The sequence below is a fragment of the Actinomadura rugatobispora genome (assembly GCF_042656285.1).
In the GTDB taxonomy this organism is placed as follows: domain Bacteria; phylum Actinomycetota; class Actinomycetes; order Streptosporangiales; family Streptosporangiaceae; genus Spirillospora; species Spirillospora rugatobispora.
In genome coordinates this window covers 102,919-116,803 of sequence record NZ_JBHSON010000004.1, presented here as the reverse complement: position 1 = coordinate 116,803, position 13,885 = coordinate 102,919, and the positions used below count along the sequence as shown (strand labels likewise).

Sequence of the window (13,885 nt, the reverse complement as noted above, 5' to 3'; positions counted from 1 at the left end):
TCAAGGGAGCAGCGCCGCTGTGTACGCCCCGTGACCTGCGCCGAGATCTCCGCTTTGGCCCTGGGGACGCGTCCGGGAGAGAACGCCTGAACAGACGGCGATCAAGGGAGCAGGGGCGGCCCGCGCGTCCCCCGACCATGTGCCCGGACCCTTGTTCTTGCTCATGCCCGGGCCTGGCGGGACGCGGTCGACAGTGAGTGCTGGTCTCAGAAGGTGCGGTTGGTGAACCAGGTCGCCTGGCTGGAGGGATGGGTCAGGTCGAAGGTGACGCCGGTCAGGCGCCGGTCGGAGCCCAGCGAGCCGACGTAGCGTCCCCGGGCCCCGCTGGACCATCCGATGGTGAAGGAGATGGAGGTGCCCTCGACCGCTCCTTCCTCGATCGTCCCGACCGTGTCGCCGAAGGATGCGGACCCGAAGAGCCTGCCGCTGCCGTCCTGGGTCACGTTGACCCGCGGGGCGGCCCCATTGCTCTGGAAGAGCTGGTAGGTGCCGCTGGCGTTGAAGGCGGGCGCGGCGAGCGCCCTGCTCGGCGCGGAGGTCGGTGCCGCGGGCGCGGCGAGGGCGGCGCTGGGGGCCAGGGCCAGGCCGCTTGTCCCTGCAGCGAGGGTGAGGGCGGCGGCGGCGAGCTTGAGCTTGATGGTCATGATGCCTCCTGTATGTGAGGGCTCCGTGCACCAGCCACGCTCGCGCATCGGCAGGCGGCCGCAGTACCCCCTGATTTAGGGGGTGGCCGTGATACGTCGGCTGCTTCACCCTCCGGCTCGTGTTGTTGGTTCTGGTGCGCTGGTGAGGCGGGCCGGTCCTGCCGGGTCGTGATGGTGACGTTCCCGTCGCCTCCCAGAGAGCCAGGCCGGTGGGCCAGGGATACCGATCAGCGTGTCGCGTGATACTGCCCGGGTGACAGGGGGAGCGAGCGCCGCGGTGATCGGGGCTGCGGCAGAGGCCGGCACCAATGCGGAGCTGGGTACGGCGATCTCACAGTGGATCGGGCGGGTGGTGCCGCACGACGGGTACATGCTCGCCGCAGTGGACCCGGTCACCGGCGCCGGGTCCTTCCTTGCCAGAGAGCACGGCTACAGCCCTGCGGCCGCCCGCCGGCTGACTCTGGGCGACCGATCGGAAGGCGAGCATCCCGTCACCTTTGAGCGGCTGGTCGATGGCCCGCACCGTGCGGCGGTGCTCAATACCGATGGTCCCGGGCCCTGCCGCAGTCCCTCGATGCGCGCGGTGATGGCCGGGGAGAGCGTCGGCAGTGAACTGCGTGTCGCGCTGGTCGGCGCAGGGGTCACCTGGGGCGGCCTGGTCCTGGTACGCGCACGGAGGGCCCGGCCGTTCTCGGCGGTCGAGGCGGCGCGCGTCCAGCGGCTGGGCAGGAGCGTTGTCGCCGCGATGAAGCGCTATGTGTCCGGCCGGCCGCTGGAGCCCAGCAGTCTGGACCGGCCACCGGGAGTGCTGGTCGTCGGAGCCGACGAGACGGTCGTGGCCGCCACCCCGTCCGTGCGCGACTGGATCGGTGAGTTGGGGACCGTGCCCGCCGCCGTGTCCACCGCCGCGCTCGTCCAGCCGCATGCGCTGCTGGAGAGCACCGTCTGGAACCTCACCCAGGCGACGCGCGGGACGGGTGCGCCCCGCCTGACCCGCGTCCCCACCCGGCGCGGATGGATCGCCTTGCGTGCCCAGCCCATGATCGGCGCAGGACCAGGCGCGGTGGCCGTGACGATCCAACCGGCAACCGGCACCGAACTGCTGCCGGCGATGGCGCTGTGGCATGGCCTGTCCCCTCGGGAAAGCGCGATCGTCGGGCACGTTCTGCAGGGCATGGCCACCAAACAGATCGCCCGGCGTCTGGAGGTGTCTCCCCACACCGTCAACGACTACTTCAAATCGATCTACCGCAAGACCGGCGTCTGCGCGCGCGAGGAACTCATCGCCAGACTTCTCGGCTGAGCTTGTCCTGCCTTCCAAGTCCGTGACCGCGCGAGCGCCAGCTGCAACACGCGCATCCGCAAGGCGGTCACCTTCTGGGCGACAGCCGGCCACTGCCGTTATCGGGACACTCTCGGTCGGCTAGAGACATTGCACCTACCGTGGTGGCATGAGCATTTGCGCCGGCGTGGTCGTGTTCGTACTCGGCGGCGCCGTCCTCTACGGGTTCAACAGGGCAGGACGAGTGCGTGGAGTCCTCAGCTGCGACTGCAACGACGAAACCAACTTCCTCGTCGTTGGCCAAGACTCAATGCTGTACTCGCTGTACTCGTTTGGATCTCGCACATGTGGCCCGTCAGTCTGACCGTCGAGGGCTACCTGGCGTGGCGCCACCGCAAGGTCACCAGATGCGGCCACTGCGGTGGGTGGGCGTTCGAGCCAGGCCCTGCTGTGTCTGACTAGAGACCCCGCCAGGCTGGGCTCTTCTGCTCCCTTGATCGCACGGGCGTTCAACGGAGCACGTGCTCACATGCCGAGGATGCGCCGTGCGAGTGCGGCGCCGCCGCCCGCTGCGGTGAGGTGGCGGACGAGCGGGAAGAGGACGGGCGAGATGCTCTCCGGTGTGCGGCGCGTCGTCCGGGGCGAGCGCGTCGGCCTGGGGGTGGGCGGTGGTGCGGGCGGCGAGGGCGCGGCAGTGGTCGAGAGCTGCGGGTGCGGGCGGCAGCGCAAAGTAGCGGCGGTGCCAGCAGCAGGCCGACGAGTTGGGCGCGGAGTTCGGTGCGTCGCAGGGCGCCCGGCACGATGCCGCAGGGACGGTCGTAGGCGGCGACGGCGTTGGCGATGAAGACCGCACGGTGGTGGAACATCGGGATCCGGCCGCTCTTCTCCGCGCGCAGCAGCGACCAGCGGGAGAACTCGAACCAGGCGGCCGCCGCCTGCTGGGCCGGTCAGGTCGGCCCAGTGCCGTAGATCGGCCAGTGACGCCCAGCAGGGCTCGATCCTGGCCGGCTGCTCGGGTGCCACCTCCTGTGCCGCGTGGTCGGTTGAGCAAGCGAAATGGTTGGTACGAGTTCTTCCCCCGCCCGGAGGGCGGGGAAGATTCGAGGATGGCTGGACCCTGGCACCAGGCGAGTAGGTCCGAGGATCGGCCCGATGACCGGCTGGATCGTCAGAATTTCAGCATCCGAGCAAAATTTGAACTAACGCTGTACTACCTGTTTCACCTGGTCAAAGCGTGATCCCATCCGTTTTGGGGGGATTTTTAGCGTCGTAGCGACGCATAAACTGCAGCGTATCTCAGCGTCACTCGCGTTGTAGAGCCCAACAAACGCGGCGTCGTTGTTGTGACGCTGGTCGTCCCCAGTGGCCAGTGGTCAGGTTGCCCTGCAACCGGGGGAGCCAGTAGCTTCCGATCCGGCTCGCTAGCTTCCCATCCGCTGCAATTGCCGGATGGACCGGCGACGCGAGCATCGGCCAACTGGCCGGGGAAGGGAGCGAGCACCCATGGGTGATCGTTCGAAGCGGGACCCCGAAATACGTTTCTGGAAGATTCGCACGACGATCGAGATGGCAAAGCTCGGCATCTGGATCGTCTGGCAGACGTTCCGGGGCGGTCCCGGCGGCCTCCTCTAGCAGGAGGAAGGGCCTCCTACCGACGCGATTGGCCATCGTTCAGCAGGTAGGAGGCCCTTGTGCTTCCCCGCCGGGGAACTTGCCTATGCAAATCTGTGCCCGGCGCCTGGACGATACACCAGCCGCCAGGTGGATTCGAAGTCCTCCCACGAGCCGGACCTGCGGCCCATGGCAGGGCGGTTAACGGCACCCCATGTCGTGCTCCAGTTCGGCGGCGGTGGCGAGGGTCGTGGTGAGCGATTCGCTCTGGGCGTCGGTCAGGGCGAGGGCGCGCAGTCGGGTGAGGACGGTTTCGGCGCGGTCGGTGTCGTTGAGGCGGAGCGCCAGTTCGGCGCGGTAGACGAGCGCCTCGGCCAGGGTGGTGACCGGTGTCGCGGAGTCGGACTTGGCGAGCCTGCCGTCGAGGATCTTGGCGGCCTGGCCGACGTCGCCCTTGGAGTCGCCGAGGACGACGGCGTTCTCCAGGGCGCGGGCGAGGGGGTCGGTCGCGGGAGGCGGGGCGTCGGTGTCCTGGCGCTGGAAGACACGGATCCAGTTGCCGCCGGGGTCGACGATGCTGAAGCCCGAGGAGTTCCCGGCGTTCTTGCGCCGGCGCGGGCGGGTTATGCGGGGGATGCCCGACAGCAGCAGTTTCCCGTGCACCGCGCGCATGCCCGCTGCGAACTCCGCGAAGAGCTCGGCGGTGTCGTCCACGCCGATGATGCAGGAGCCATACGACTGCTCAGGGTCGAAGCCGGGAATGCCGGCGAAATGCAGGTCGATGGCGCCGTACCGGACGGCTGCACAGGGGTTGGGGCGGGTCTGCCGGTAGATGCGCTCGAAACCGAGCATGCGGTAGAAGTCGACGATCTCGTCGATGTCGACGCACGGCAGAATGGGCGCGACGATCTCATTGCTCATCATGCTCCCGGAGGTACGGCTAGGTGGAAAGCCGCCTCACCGTACCTCCGGAGGTCATTGATAAGCACATCATCAAAAATGGAGAATAACGTTCTCGCGCGCCTCGGGAGGCGATGGCGTCGAGCTTGGCCGGCTCTTCCTCGGGCAGGGTGACCAGCAGCTCCACATCGGCCGGCGACAGCCGCCACAAAGCCGCCTCCGGCAGGTTTGAGACGGCTTTCCAGGCACTCACCGGTGTCGGCTACTCAGGAAGACCAGGACGATCGCGACCACCGCGGCGATCACGGTGACCGGCACTGACTGGGACGTGGCGTAGGCGGCCGGCACGCCGATAAGGGCCGCATTGACCACGATCAGCAGCTTGGTGGTGTCGTCTCCCCGGCCTGCGCGCCGTGGCGTCGGCTCCTCTGCGGGGTTGCTGTGCTCGGACACTTCGCCTCCATTCGCCGTAGTCGGCAGGTACGTGCGACAGGAGGCCCCGATGTGCAAGCAGGGGCCGCCTGAGCGCCGACCTGTCAGCGCCGCCGACGTTGACACAGAAGTCCATGGCGATGCCGACCAACCCCGAGGCGTACCCCTGGCCCGACGGCGCAGCGCTTCTACCAGTAGTCGCTGCTGGTACAGCCCGCCGAAGAGCATCGCGGTCTCGGTCGGGTTGTCAGCGTCGTAGATCGACGGAGAACACGCCCCACAGGTCGATGACCTGGTCGTTTCGGCGCGAAACCCCCACTTGCCGCCGCTGCCGGTACAGCTCGCCGAAGAGCATCGCCGTCTCGGTCGAGGCGTCCTCAGGAGACCGACGGACAGCCATTTGACGCTGAGAACGATCTAGGGCCGCGGGTGGCACCCGTTGGAAATCGATCGGTTCTCAATATGATCGGGCGAAGTTGCCTTCACTGGGTGGATGAAGCCGCCCTTGGCGTTGAGAATCGTGTTGCGCAGTCGACATGTCCAATTGTTCCGACGCCACCGATTTTTATACGCTTGGTGGTGCGTCGGCGACAGCCCACCATGAGGTCCCTCCGACGACGTGCCCCCGATGTCGTTCCAGAGGTGATCCCCGCGGCGGCCACAGCGGTGGGCGGGCGACGGGTGCAATTTGCCGTTGAGGGTCGGCAGCGATGAGCCACGATGCTTGACGCGACATGCGAAATCTCCGGGGCAGGGCCTACGGCATGTGGCGGGTCGGACAGGCCGACTTGGACGCCGACATCCGTGGCCGCCTGTGCCGCGATCAGGAACCTTGGTTTCGTGGCGGACTCCTTGCTCCGGAGAGCAACGGAGGACGGTGACGCCGGCCGCGGACAGCCATGTTGGCTCGTTGTTGGCTCCGCGGGATCGGTACGGGACGGCATGCGGTGACACGGCCTGGCACCGAAATGGGGCCGGACGCGGACAGAACGGTACGGCGCGGCACCATAAACGCCGCCCCGGAATTATCCCAGTGGGCTTTATTCCGTAGGTTGTGGGTTCGAGTCCCACGCGACCCACCCCCGTGTGACCAGCCCAAACGCGTCCAGGCGGGCATCCCCGTGATCATGCCTGGGGCCCGCCTGAGGCCGACCTGAGGCCACGAACAGCAGGCTTCAGACACGCCTCGCCGGGTCCCACGGGACTCACCATCAGACCGGCGACCGGGCAGCAGCGATCCGGCGTCCGACCACCTCCTCGGCGCCGGGCGCGATCTGATGTTCGGTTGGCCCTTTCCGCGGAGACGTCACAGGAGGGGGAGCGGAGGCTCTCAATCACGCAGCAAGCGCCGCGGCCGACCGGCTATCGGCACGTGCGGCGGTGGGCCGCTTGAGCACGGCAGGTCGTCGGCGCCGTTTGGTTCCGGGCACTCGCCAGCCAGCCCGCAGCACATGTGTGGCGGTCGTTTCGGCGGCGGCGGTGTGCGCGACCTTGGGGAGCACGCTGGTGTAGGTGTCGGCGGTTAGCCCGATGCTGGAGCGCCCGAGCATCTCCTGCACCACCTTCAGCTCAACCCCCGCCGCCAGCGCGAGCGTGGCCGCGCCGTGCCGGAGATCGTGCAGCCGGTGCTGGGCCAGCATCTTCTGGAAGAGGTGCGTGAGCCGCCCCAGGGAGACCGGATCGCCGTTGAGGTTGGTGAACACATACCCGTTGTCGCGCGATAGCGGTCCCCGTGGGCGGCGGCCTCGGCACGCTGCTGGTCGTGGTGCGCCCGCAGGGCGGCGATGGTGGTGCGGTCCAGCGCTGTGCGCGGTCTTGGGCGGGCACGCCTGAAGACGGCCGTACCGCCTCTGCAGCTGCTGACAGATGACCGCGGTGCCGTGCTCTAGATCCACATCCACCCAGCGCAGACCCGCTGCCTCACCACGCCGCAGCCCACGCAGCGCGATCAGATGATAGGCGGCGTAGAGATGGTGCTCGCCGATCGCATGCAGGAACGCAGCGTCTGCTCTGCGGTCCACACTGCCACCGCAGGCCGCTCCCCGGTCCGTCAACGCGGGCGTCGGTCCACACCACCGCCCGCGGCCGCCGTGCCGCCGGGTTTTCGGCGATCAGCCCTTCCCGGAGCGCGGTATTCAGAGCGCTGCGAAGCGTCGAGCGGATCCGGTTCACCGTCGCCTGCCGAATCGGTCGTCCCTGGGCCTGGTGGTCGTGGACGATCGCCGCGAACATTCCCCGCACGTGCTCCACCGTCAGTTCGCCCAGCAGGAGTCCACCCAGATGCGGGGCCAGATACAGGCGGATGTGGCCGAAATACCCGGCCACGGTTGAGGCGGCACCCGGATGCTCGCGCAGCCATCGCGCCAGCCACTGCCCCACGGTTAGGTCGGACCGCGCAACCGCGCCAACGCCTCCTCTGTGGCCTAACGGGAGCGGTATCCGCCCCGCCGAACCCGCCGACGCCTCCCGTCCAGCCCCGCGCCGAGCTCCAGCGTAGATACCAACTCCCGTGGCCGCGCTCAGCCTGAAGCCGCGGGCACTCCCGGCCCACCCCTCGACCGGTCTGCGGATCCTCACAGCCGCACCGCCGGTACACCCCACCTGCACGCCTCGAAGTTCCCATGCGCCCAGGTTGAGCCGCCACCACGAGCCGACGACCTGCAGCCATAAAGGAGTACCGGCAAGGCCAGCGGACCCTCCATACGAAGTAGGCCACCACCGCAATACCGAGTCCCGGTGGGGAGCTTCCTCCCGCGAACTGACGGTTGGCCCGGGAACGACATGCTGACCGCGGCGGGGGCCGGGTGGACCCGCACCGGATCGGCGACGAGCCCGGGGCGGAATTCGGAGCGTCGGTGATGTCCCATGTGCGGCTGCTGGTTCGTCGTAGGGGTGAGAGTCCAATGCCCTGGAGGTTGTGATGCAGTACGCCCTGTTGATCTACGTCGAACCCGGCTCCCATGACGGGTTGTCCGATGCGGACCGTGACGTGGTCGACGCCGACTATCGTGCGTTGGCCGATGACGGCCGCTGCGTCGTCCACGCGCAACTGCAGTCGGTCGAGACGGCGACCAGTGTGCGCGTGGTCGGGGGCCGGACGCTGATGACCGACGGTCCGTTCGCGGACACCAAGGAGGTGCTCGGCGGAATCGGCATCATCGAGGCGGCCGACCTGGACGAGGCGCTTGAGCTGGCCGCGAGCATCCCGGCCGCCCGGCTCGGCGGCACCGTTGAGGTACGGCCGTTGGTCCGGCCCTGAGCGTGCTTGAGAAGACCTTCAGGGAGGAATGGGGCCGGGTGCTGGCCTCGCTGGTCGGGTTCCTGGGTGATTTCGACAAGGCGGAGGACGCCGCGCAGGAGGCGTTCGCGATCGCGGCGGAGCGCTGGCCGGTGTCGGGCGTGCCGGACACCCCGGGTGCGTGGCTGGTGACGACGGCCCGCAACCGGGCGATCGACCGGATCCGCCGGGAGCGCACCCTGGCCGAGAAGATCCCCCTGCTGACGGTGCCGGAGGCCGCTGCGATGGACGAGTTCGACGAGAGCGGGATCAAGGACGAACGACTTGAGCTGATCTTCACCTGCTGCCATCCGGCGCTGCCGCTGGAGGGGCAGGTGGCGCTTACGCTGCGGGCCCTGGGCGGCCTGGAGACCGCCGAGATCGCACGGGCTTTCCTGGTCTCCGAAGAGACCATGAAGCGCCGCCTGTCCCGGGCCAAGGCCAAGATCAAGGCGACCGGGATCTCGTTCGCGGTGCCCAGTGCACATCTGCTGGCGGACCGTCTCGATGCCGTGCTGGCCGTCATCTACCTGATCTACAACGAGGGCTACAGCGGTCGGATCGACCTCGGCGCCGAAGCCATCCATCTTGGAGGAGTGCTCGCCGCGCTCATGCCGGACGAGCCGGAGGCACATGGGCTGCTCGCCCTGATGATGATCCACCAGGCCAGGCGGCAGGCCCGGTTCTCCGGTGACGATCTCGTGCTGCTCGAGGATCAGGACCGTTCGCTCTGGGACGAGCGCCAGATCGCGGCTGGGCGGGCCGCGCTCGATCGGGCGATCGCCTTGGGCGGGCGCGGCCCCTACGTCGTCCAGGCCGCGATCGCCTCGCTGCAGACGCGAGCTGAGATCGATTGGACCCAGGTCGCCGCGATGTACCAGAGGCTGGTCGAACTCACCGGCTCGCCGGTGGTCGAGCTCAACCGCGCCGCGGCGCTCGCCCAGGCCGGCGACCCCGCCACGGCACTGCGCGCGGTCGATGGCCTCGACCTGGACGGCTACCTCTACTTCCATTCGACCCGGGGCGAGCTGCTGCGGCGTCTGGGCCGCGACGCAGAGGCCAGATCCGCGTATCGCCGGGCGCTCGACCTGGCCACCTCACCCCCCGAGCGAAGGTTCCTGACCCGCCGCCTCGAACTTTTCTGACCCGGGTCGTCCCCTGGAGGCGTGTTCGTTCGTCGCCTGGATATGAGCGACTACTTCTCCCGCCTTCCGCACGAGGAGCGGGGCCGGTGTCTTCGTCCAGGCCATCCCGTGGTGATCGGCGGCAGACGGCCGGACCTAAGGCGACGTAGGTGATGTCCGTACCAATGCCACGCTCGTGGCATTGGCAGCGGGCGGGGAGAGCTGCGGATCGGTGACCTGTTCGATCGGCGGAACGCCACGCGCCGTCCCCGCGGCGTTCCAACCGCCGTCCGCGTCGAGTGGTCGACGGGCCGTCGCGCACCGACGGCCAGATCTCACCGTGAGTCGTGGCCACCACTGAAAGTTCATGGCGATCCAAGGAGAAACACATGTCAGAAGGCCAGACGGCGATCAACAAGGCGACGTGGCACCGCGGGAGCCAGGCGGTCAACAGCGGTGATGCGGACCTCATCTCCGCGACCTTCGACGAGGTCTTCGACCCGGACGTTGTGATCCGCACTCCCTTGCCGATCGGAATGACGGGAGTCGGGGCGATCAAAGAGGTGTTCACCAAGCTCCTCGGTGCCTTTCCCGACCTGCACGTCACGATCGAGGACGTGATCGCCGAGGGGGACAAAGTCGTCTCCAGGAACACCGTGAGCGGAACTCATCAGGGCGAGTACATGGGCATCCCGCCCACCGGAAAGACCGTCACCTGGAAGGAGATCATGATCGCTCGATTCGAGGACGGGCGGGTCACCGAGACCTGGGGGGTCGTCGACGTCCTCGCGCAGATGCGACAGCTCGGAGTGATCCCCGCAGGCCCTTCATGACCTGGCGGCGGAGAGCCTGAGGGTGACCTCCGACGGCTCGTGAAAAGATTCTCACGCCAACAGAAAAGACTTTTGATGAACGTGTTCCTGTGGATCGTTCAGGCGCTCCTGGCGGCCATCTTCGTCATGTCCGGCCTGGAGAAACTCACCCAGCCGAAGAACAAACTAGCTGGCGAGTACGCCTGGGTAAAGGACGTCTCTCCGGCAACGCTGCGATTCATCGGTGTCGTGGAACTGCTCGGCGCGATCGGACTGATCGCGCCGGCCGCGATCGGAATCGCCCCCGTCCTGACCCCGATCGCCGGGACCGGGCTGGCGACCTTGATGCTCCTGGCGGTGGCCATGCACGTCCGCCGTAAGGAGCCGTCCGGAGTGCCGGTCACCGCCATCTTGTTGGTGCTCGCGGCGTTCGTCGGTTGGGGACGATTCGGTCCGTACGGCTGGTGACCATCCCGGGCGGGGCAGGAGACGGGGATCCCCGGACCTCGCCTGACATCCAATCAACGATCGAGCAGGCCTGTCACCGGCGGTGTACGAGCACGCTGTTCTTGCCGCCGGTGTGGTGCGGAGGTTTTGGCGGAGAGGAGCGTCCCTCAAGCAGCTACTCATTCGTCTCCTGGATATGAGCGATAACCCTCCCAACCCCGATCGGACTGACCGCTGAATATCGATCACAGGACGGATGGACGATGACGCAGCCGAACGAAGTGCCGCTGCAGATGCGGCGGAACGGGTTCGATCCGGCCGAGGAACTGGCCCGGGCCCGCGACGGCGAGGGCGTAGTCCGGGTGGAGACGCCCTGGGGGCTGCCCGGATACCTGGTATGCCGCCAGGAGGACGTCCGCCGGGTGCTCGCGGATCCGGCACGATTCAGCAGCGCGCTGACCCCGCTCCGCGGAGCCGGCGCGCTGCACCCCGACGAGCTGGCCAGGATGCGCGCCGGGCAACTGATCGGGCTGGACCCGCCCGAGCACACCCGGCTGCGCCGAATGCTCACCTCGGAGTTCACCCAGCACCGGATACGCCGGCTCGAACCGCGGATCGTCGAGATCGTGCAGACCGCCCTGGACGATCTGGAACGGGCCGGCAGGCCGGCCGACCTGATGGCGAACTTCGCCCTACCGGTCCCGTCCTTGGTGATCTGTGAGCTGCTGGGCGTGCCGTACGCCGACCGCGCCGGATTCCAGGATCGTTCCGCACAACTGCTGGACACCTCCTTGTCGGCAGAGGAGCTGACCGCGGTGCGGCGGGAGGAGCGCGCCTACCTGGCCGACCTGGTCGCCCGCGCGCAGGCCGACCCGGGCCAGGACCTGCTCGGCATGCTGGTGCGTGAGCATGCCGACGATCTCAGCACCGACGAGCTCATCGGTGTCGCCGGACAGTTGCTGCTGGCCGGGCACGAGACCACGTCGAACATGCTCGGACTGGGCATCCTGGCCCTGCTGCGGCACCCGGACCAGCTGGCGGTGATCCGCGAGGACCCGGCGCGGGTCGAGCCGGCCGTCGAGGAGCTGCTGCGGTGGCTGTCCATCTCGCAGTCCCCTCCGCCACGCACCACCACGACCGAGGTGGAGATCGCCGGGCAGGTCATCCCCGCGGGCACGCTGGTGATCTGCTCGCTTCCCGCCGCCAACCGTGACTCCGCCCTGGTCGGCGACCCGGACCGACTCGACGTCACCCGGGAGGTCGCCGGTCATGTCGCGTTCGGCCATGGTGTGCACCACTGCCTCGGGGCGCCGCTGGCGCGGATGGAGATGCGCATCGCCTTCCCCGCCCTGCTCCAGCGGTTCCCCGGCCTCGCTCTGGCCGAGCCGTATGAGCAGGTGGACTTCCGGGTCCTCAGCGTGGTGTTCGGCTTGAACTCACTACAGGTGACCTGGTGAATCAACCCGGTAACTCGGGCCTGGGGACGCCGTGTCGACGTGCGGGCCTGGAGCGTGCGGCGGAGGTCGGACCAGGCGAGTGCGTGGGCGAGGGTGCGGTGGGCGGCGCTGGTCAGGTGTGCCACGAGACGGCGGATCTCGGCTGGGTTGAGGGGGCCAGGCCACGGGTGCTTTTGGGGCGTGGGCGGCGGTGACGGCGAGGTAGGCGGGGGCGAGCATGGCCAGGGTGATGTGCCGGTGCCAGCCGGCGTAGCGTCTGACCTGGTAGTGGTCCTCGTTCTTGGCGGCCTGGAGGCATTCCTCGATCGCCCACCGGGTTCACGGTTCGTCGCCGGCTGGTTGATGGTCGGTCGGTTCACCGCTGCTTGGCGGCGTTGTACTGCTCGTCGGTGACGGGTTCGAGCCAGGTGGTTCCGTTGCCGCCGTCAACACCTTCGAGCAAGGCCAGGTGACTCATGAAGTTGTCGATGATGGCGCCGTGCCAGTGCTCCTCACCGGGCGGGGTGTAGACGGTGTCGCCGGGCCGCATGACGATGGTCTTGCCGTCGCGGGTCTGGACCAGGCCGATCCCTTCGGTGACGTGCAGGGTCTGCCCGACGGCGTGGGAGTGCCAGATGGCGCGCGCACGGAGTGAACCTGACCAGGCTGACGATCATCCGTGACGGGTCTTCTCCTTTGTAGACCGGGGTGACATAGACGTCGCCGGCGAACGCCTGTGTCGGCGCTTTGGCGGTTGGGGCGACGGACTTGAGCTCCACGGGTTCTCGGCGTAGCGGGCGACCTCAGGGGCAAGCGATCGTCCCTGGGGGCGATGGTTCAGGGACTGCCCGGTTCGGCTGTCTGGTCGTAGCCTCAGCTTGGTTGGCGGCCTGCCTGTCGCCCTCAGTGTCGGCTTCGGTGCCGGAGGGCGGGGCGAGGGTGGCCGCCCAACTGGCGAGCAGCCGGAGTCCTTCTTCCGAGCGGGTGTCGGGCTCGGCGGTGTAGGCGGTCAGGGTGAGGCCTGGCTCGTTGGGCAGCGCCAGGGCGTCGAAGGCCAGGTCAAGGTCACCGACGGCGGGGTGGTGCAAGCGTTTTATGGCCGGTGCGGTGCAGCCGGACGTTGTGCGCGGCCCAGCGGGCGCCGAACTCATCGCTGCGCGTGGCGAGTCCACCGACCAGGTCCGACACGGTGCGGTCGTGGGGGTCGCGGTCGGCTTCGGCGCGCAGCAGCGCGACAGTGGTGTCGGCGGCCTCGTCCCAGTCGGGATAGAAGTCGGCAGCCCGCGCATCCAGAAAGGCGAAGCGGGCCAGGTTCACCGGTGGTGTCCGCGTTCCCTCGAAGGCGGGTGAGTAGAGAGCGCGGCCGAGCCCGTTGGTGGCTAGGACGTCCAGGCGCCCCTTGCGGACGAATGCGGACGCGGTGGCCATGGCATCCAGGAGCCGCTGGATGCTGGGCCGCACCTGCGGCCGCCGTCGGCGGGGCGCGCGCGTCCGGGGCGGGTGTTGGCGGCGCGGGCCAGATCGTGCAGGTGGGCGTGTTCGGCCTCGTCGAGTTGCAGGGCGCGGGCGACGGCGTCCAGGACCGATTCCGACACACCGCTCAGGTTCCCCTTCTCCAGCCGGGTGTAGTAGTCGATGCTGAACCCGGCGAGGAGCGCGACCTCTTCGCGGCGCAGGCTGCTCGGCGCGTCGGGTGGCCAGGAAGTTGGGTGGCCAGGAACTCGCGCACTTCGCTCCGGTTGTCCACGACCACCACGCTCTGGCCGCCAGGGTGAAGCTGGGGGTTCTGTTGTCACCCGGAGGACCAGAACCTGCCGCATCTGCGTGACCTGCGATTACGTGGGGGAATGGCGGTTGGTGGACGGTCCCTCGCTGCGCGAGCAGGGGGACGGTGGGCCATCCGGCCGGGGTTCACCCGAT

19 protein-coding genes and 1 pseudogene are annotated in these 13,885 nt (G+C 68.4%); 8 read left to right on the top strand and 12 right to left on the bottom strand.

Translation table 11 applies throughout. The annotated features are described in order from the left end of the window. Nucleotides 1–206 precede the first annotated feature (206 nt). Nucleotides 207–644 carry a hypothetical protein gene (locus tag ACFPZN_RS03820; RefSeq protein WP_378280164.1) on the bottom strand — a complete coding sequence of 146 codons (438 nt, stop codon included), beginning with the start codon at nt 642–644 and terminating at the stop codon, nt 207–209. A 277-nt stretch (nt 645–921) separates the two neighbouring features. On the opposite strand from ACFPZN_RS03820, the gene ACFPZN_RS03815 reads away from it, so the two are divergent. From ACFPZN_RS03815 to ACFPZN_RS03805, 3 genes are all read left to right on the top strand, one after another. Then, nucleotides 922–1,947: a helix-turn-helix transcriptional regulator gene (locus tag ACFPZN_RS03815; protein WP_378280163.1), complete on the top strand. Its 1,026-nt coding sequence runs from the start codon at nt 922–924 to the stop codon at nt 1,945–1,947. An 819-nt stretch (nt 1,948–2,766) separates the two neighbouring features. Continuing rightward, nucleotides 2,767–2,895 (top strand): hypothetical protein, encoded by a 129-nt coding sequence (locus tag ACFPZN_RS03810; protein ID WP_378280161.1) that lies wholly within the window; start codon nt 2,767–2,769, stop codon nt 2,893–2,895. A gap of 534 nt (nt 2,896–3,429) precedes the next feature. Then, nucleotides 3,430–3,558, top strand: coding sequence for a hypothetical protein (locus ACFPZN_RS03805; RefSeq protein WP_378280159.1), 129 nt, complete (start codon nt 3,430–3,432; stop codon nt 3,556–3,558). 180 nt (nt 3,559–3,738) lie between these two features. Here ACFPZN_RS03805 and ACFPZN_RS03800 read toward each other — a convergent pair whose 3' ends face one another. The 6 genes from ACFPZN_RS03800 to ACFPZN_RS03775 form a co-directional block, all read right to left on the bottom strand. After that, nucleotides 3,739–4,461 carry a VOC family protein gene (locus ACFPZN_RS03800; protein ID WP_378280157.1) on the bottom strand — a complete coding sequence of 241 codons (723 nt, stop codon included), beginning with the start codon at nt 4,459–4,461 and terminating at the stop codon, nt 3,739–3,741. 16 nt (nt 4,462–4,477) lie between these two features. Beyond that, a complete protein-coding gene (locus tag ACFPZN_RS03795; RefSeq protein ID WP_378280155.1) occupies nt 4,478–4,690 on the bottom strand; it encodes a hypothetical protein in 213 nt (70 codons plus the stop codon). Continuing rightward, complete coding sequence (locus ACFPZN_RS03790; RefSeq protein ID WP_378280153.1) at nt 4,687–4,890, bottom strand: hypothetical protein; 204 nt, start codon at nt 4,888–4,890, stop codon at nt 4,687–4,689. Before ACFPZN_RS03790 ends, ACFPZN_RS03795 begins: the two co-directional genes overlap by 4 nt. A gap of 226 nt (nt 4,891–5,116) precedes the next feature. Then, the gene (locus tag ACFPZN_RS03785; protein WP_378280151.1) at nt 5,117–5,269 is read right to left on the bottom strand and encodes a hypothetical protein; all 153 of its coding nucleotides are present in this window, start codon (nt 5,267–5,269) and stop codon (nt 5,117–5,119) included. Between the two features lie 934 nt (nt 5,270–6,203). Next, the gene (locus tag ACFPZN_RS03780; RefSeq protein WP_378280149.1) at nt 6,204–6,890 is read right to left on the bottom strand and encodes a tyrosine-type recombinase/integrase; all 687 of its coding nucleotides are present in this window, start codon (nt 6,888–6,890) and stop codon (nt 6,204–6,206) included. Continuing rightward, nucleotides 6,790–7,248 (bottom strand): hypothetical protein, encoded by a 459-nt coding sequence (locus tag ACFPZN_RS03775; protein ID WP_378280449.1) that lies wholly within the window; start codon nt 7,246–7,248, stop codon nt 6,790–6,792. Before ACFPZN_RS03775 ends, ACFPZN_RS03780 begins: the two co-directional genes overlap by 101 nt. 541 nt (nt 7,249–7,789) lie before the next feature. On the opposite strand from ACFPZN_RS03775, the gene ACFPZN_RS03770 reads away from it, so the two are divergent. From ACFPZN_RS03770 to ACFPZN_RS03750, 5 genes are all read left to right on the top strand, one after another. Next, the gene (locus ACFPZN_RS03770; protein ID WP_378280147.1) at nt 7,790–8,128 is read left to right on the top strand and encodes a YciI family protein; all 339 of its coding nucleotides are present in this window, start codon (nt 7,790–7,792) and stop codon (nt 8,126–8,128) included. Nucleotides 8,129–8,130: 2 nt separating this feature from the next. Then, nucleotides 8,131–9,291, top strand: a complete 1,161-nt coding sequence (locus tag ACFPZN_RS03765; RefSeq protein ID WP_378280145.1) for an RNA polymerase sigma factor — start codon at nt 8,131–8,133, stop codon at nt 9,289–9,291. Nucleotides 9,292–9,617: 326 nt separating this feature from the next. Next, nucleotides 9,618–10,103 carry an ester cyclase gene (locus ACFPZN_RS03760; protein WP_378280143.1) on the top strand — a complete coding sequence of 162 codons (486 nt, stop codon included), beginning with the start codon at nt 9,618–9,620 and terminating at the stop codon, nt 10,101–10,103. A gap of 75 nt (nt 10,104–10,178) precedes the next feature. Further along, on the top strand, nt 10,179–10,550 hold the full coding sequence (locus ACFPZN_RS03755) for a DoxX family protein (RefSeq protein WP_378280141.1): 372 nt from the start codon (nt 10,179–10,181) through the stop codon (nt 10,548–10,550). A gap of 242 nt (nt 10,551–10,792) precedes the next feature. Continuing rightward, nucleotides 10,793–11,986 carry a cytochrome P450 gene (locus ACFPZN_RS03750; RefSeq protein WP_378280139.1) on the top strand — a complete coding sequence of 398 codons (1,194 nt, stop codon included), beginning with the start codon at nt 10,793–10,795 and terminating at the stop codon, nt 11,984–11,986. Between the two features lie 112 nt (nt 11,987–12,098). On the opposite strand, the pseudogene ACFPZN_RS56750 reads toward ACFPZN_RS03750, so the two are convergent. The 5 genes and pseudogenes from ACFPZN_RS56750 to ACFPZN_RS03725 all read right to left on the bottom strand — a co-directional run. Continuing rightward, nucleotides 12,099–12,301 (bottom strand): annotated as a pseudogene (locus ACFPZN_RS56750) (IS701 family transposase); the annotation flags it as partial. A gap of 40 nt (nt 12,302–12,341) precedes the next feature. Beyond that, nucleotides 12,342–12,515 (bottom strand): cupin domain-containing protein, encoded by a 174-nt coding sequence (locus ACFPZN_RS03740; protein WP_378280137.1) that lies wholly within the window; start codon nt 12,513–12,515, stop codon nt 12,342–12,344. 253 nt (nt 12,516–12,768) lie between these two features. Then, complete coding sequence (locus ACFPZN_RS03735; RefSeq protein WP_378280447.1) at nt 12,769–13,116, bottom strand: MmyB family transcriptional regulator; 348 nt, start codon at nt 13,114–13,116, stop codon at nt 12,769–12,771. After that, a complete protein-coding gene (locus ACFPZN_RS03730) occupies nt 13,031–13,393 on the bottom strand; it encodes an MmyB family transcriptional regulator (protein WP_378280135.1) in 363 nt (120 codons plus the stop codon). The genes ACFPZN_RS03735 and ACFPZN_RS03730 overlap by 86 nt, the downstream gene beginning before the upstream one ends. Next, complete coding sequence (locus ACFPZN_RS03725; RefSeq protein WP_378280133.1) at nt 13,345–13,785, bottom strand: helix-turn-helix domain-containing protein; 441 nt, start codon at nt 13,783–13,785, stop codon at nt 13,345–13,347. The genes ACFPZN_RS03730 and ACFPZN_RS03725 overlap by 49 nt, the downstream gene beginning before the upstream one ends. Between the last annotated feature and the right edge of the window lie 100 nt (nt 13,786–13,885).

What these genes read in the sequence shown, in the direction of transcription:
- ACFPZN_RS03740 (WP_378280137.1), bottom strand. Translation starts at nt 12,515, where the DNA reads ATGCGGCCCGGCGACACCGTCTACACCCCGCCCGGTGAGGAGCACTGG.
- ACFPZN_RS03750 (WP_378280139.1), top strand. Translation starts at nt 10,793, where the DNA reads ATGACGCAGCCGAACGAAGTGCCGCTGCAGATGCGGCGGAACGGGTTC.
- ACFPZN_RS03805 (WP_378280159.1), top strand. Translation starts at nt 3,430, where the DNA reads ATGGGTGATCGTTCGAAGCGGGACCCCGAAATACGTTTCTGGAAGATT.
- ACFPZN_RS03820 (WP_378280164.1), bottom strand. Translation starts at nt 644, where the DNA reads ATGACCATCAAGCTCAAGCTCGCCGCCGCCGCCCTCACCCTCGCTGCA.
- ACFPZN_RS03735 (WP_378280447.1), bottom strand. Translation starts at nt 13,116, where the DNA reads ATGAGTTCGGCGCCCGCTGGGCCGCGCACAACGTCCGGCTGCACCGCA.
- ACFPZN_RS03770 (WP_378280147.1), top strand. Translation starts at nt 7,790, where the DNA reads ATGCAGTACGCCCTGTTGATCTACGTCGAACCCGGCTCCCATGACGGG.
- ACFPZN_RS03810 (WP_378280161.1), top strand. Translation starts at nt 2,767, where the DNA reads ATGAAGACCGCACGGTGGTGGAACATCGGGATCCGGCCGCTCTTCTCC.
- ACFPZN_RS03730 (WP_378280135.1), bottom strand. Translation starts at nt 13,393, where the DNA reads ATGGCCACCGCGTCCGCATTCGTCCGCAAGGGGCGCCTGGACGTCCTA.
- ACFPZN_RS03755 (WP_378280141.1), top strand. Translation starts at nt 10,179, where the DNA reads ATGAACGTGTTCCTGTGGATCGTTCAGGCGCTCCTGGCGGCCATCTTC.
- ACFPZN_RS03800 (WP_378280157.1), bottom strand. Translation starts at nt 4,461, where the DNA reads ATGATGAGCAATGAGATCGTCGCGCCCATTCTGCCGTGCGTCGACATC.
- ACFPZN_RS03785 (WP_378280151.1), bottom strand. Translation starts at nt 5,269, where the DNA reads ATGGCTGTCCGTCGGTCTCCTGAGGACGCCTCGACCGAGACGGCGATG.
- ACFPZN_RS03725 (WP_378280133.1), bottom strand. Translation starts at nt 13,785, where the DNA reads ATGCGGCAGGTTCTGGTCCTCCGGGTGACAACAGAACCCCCAGCTTCA.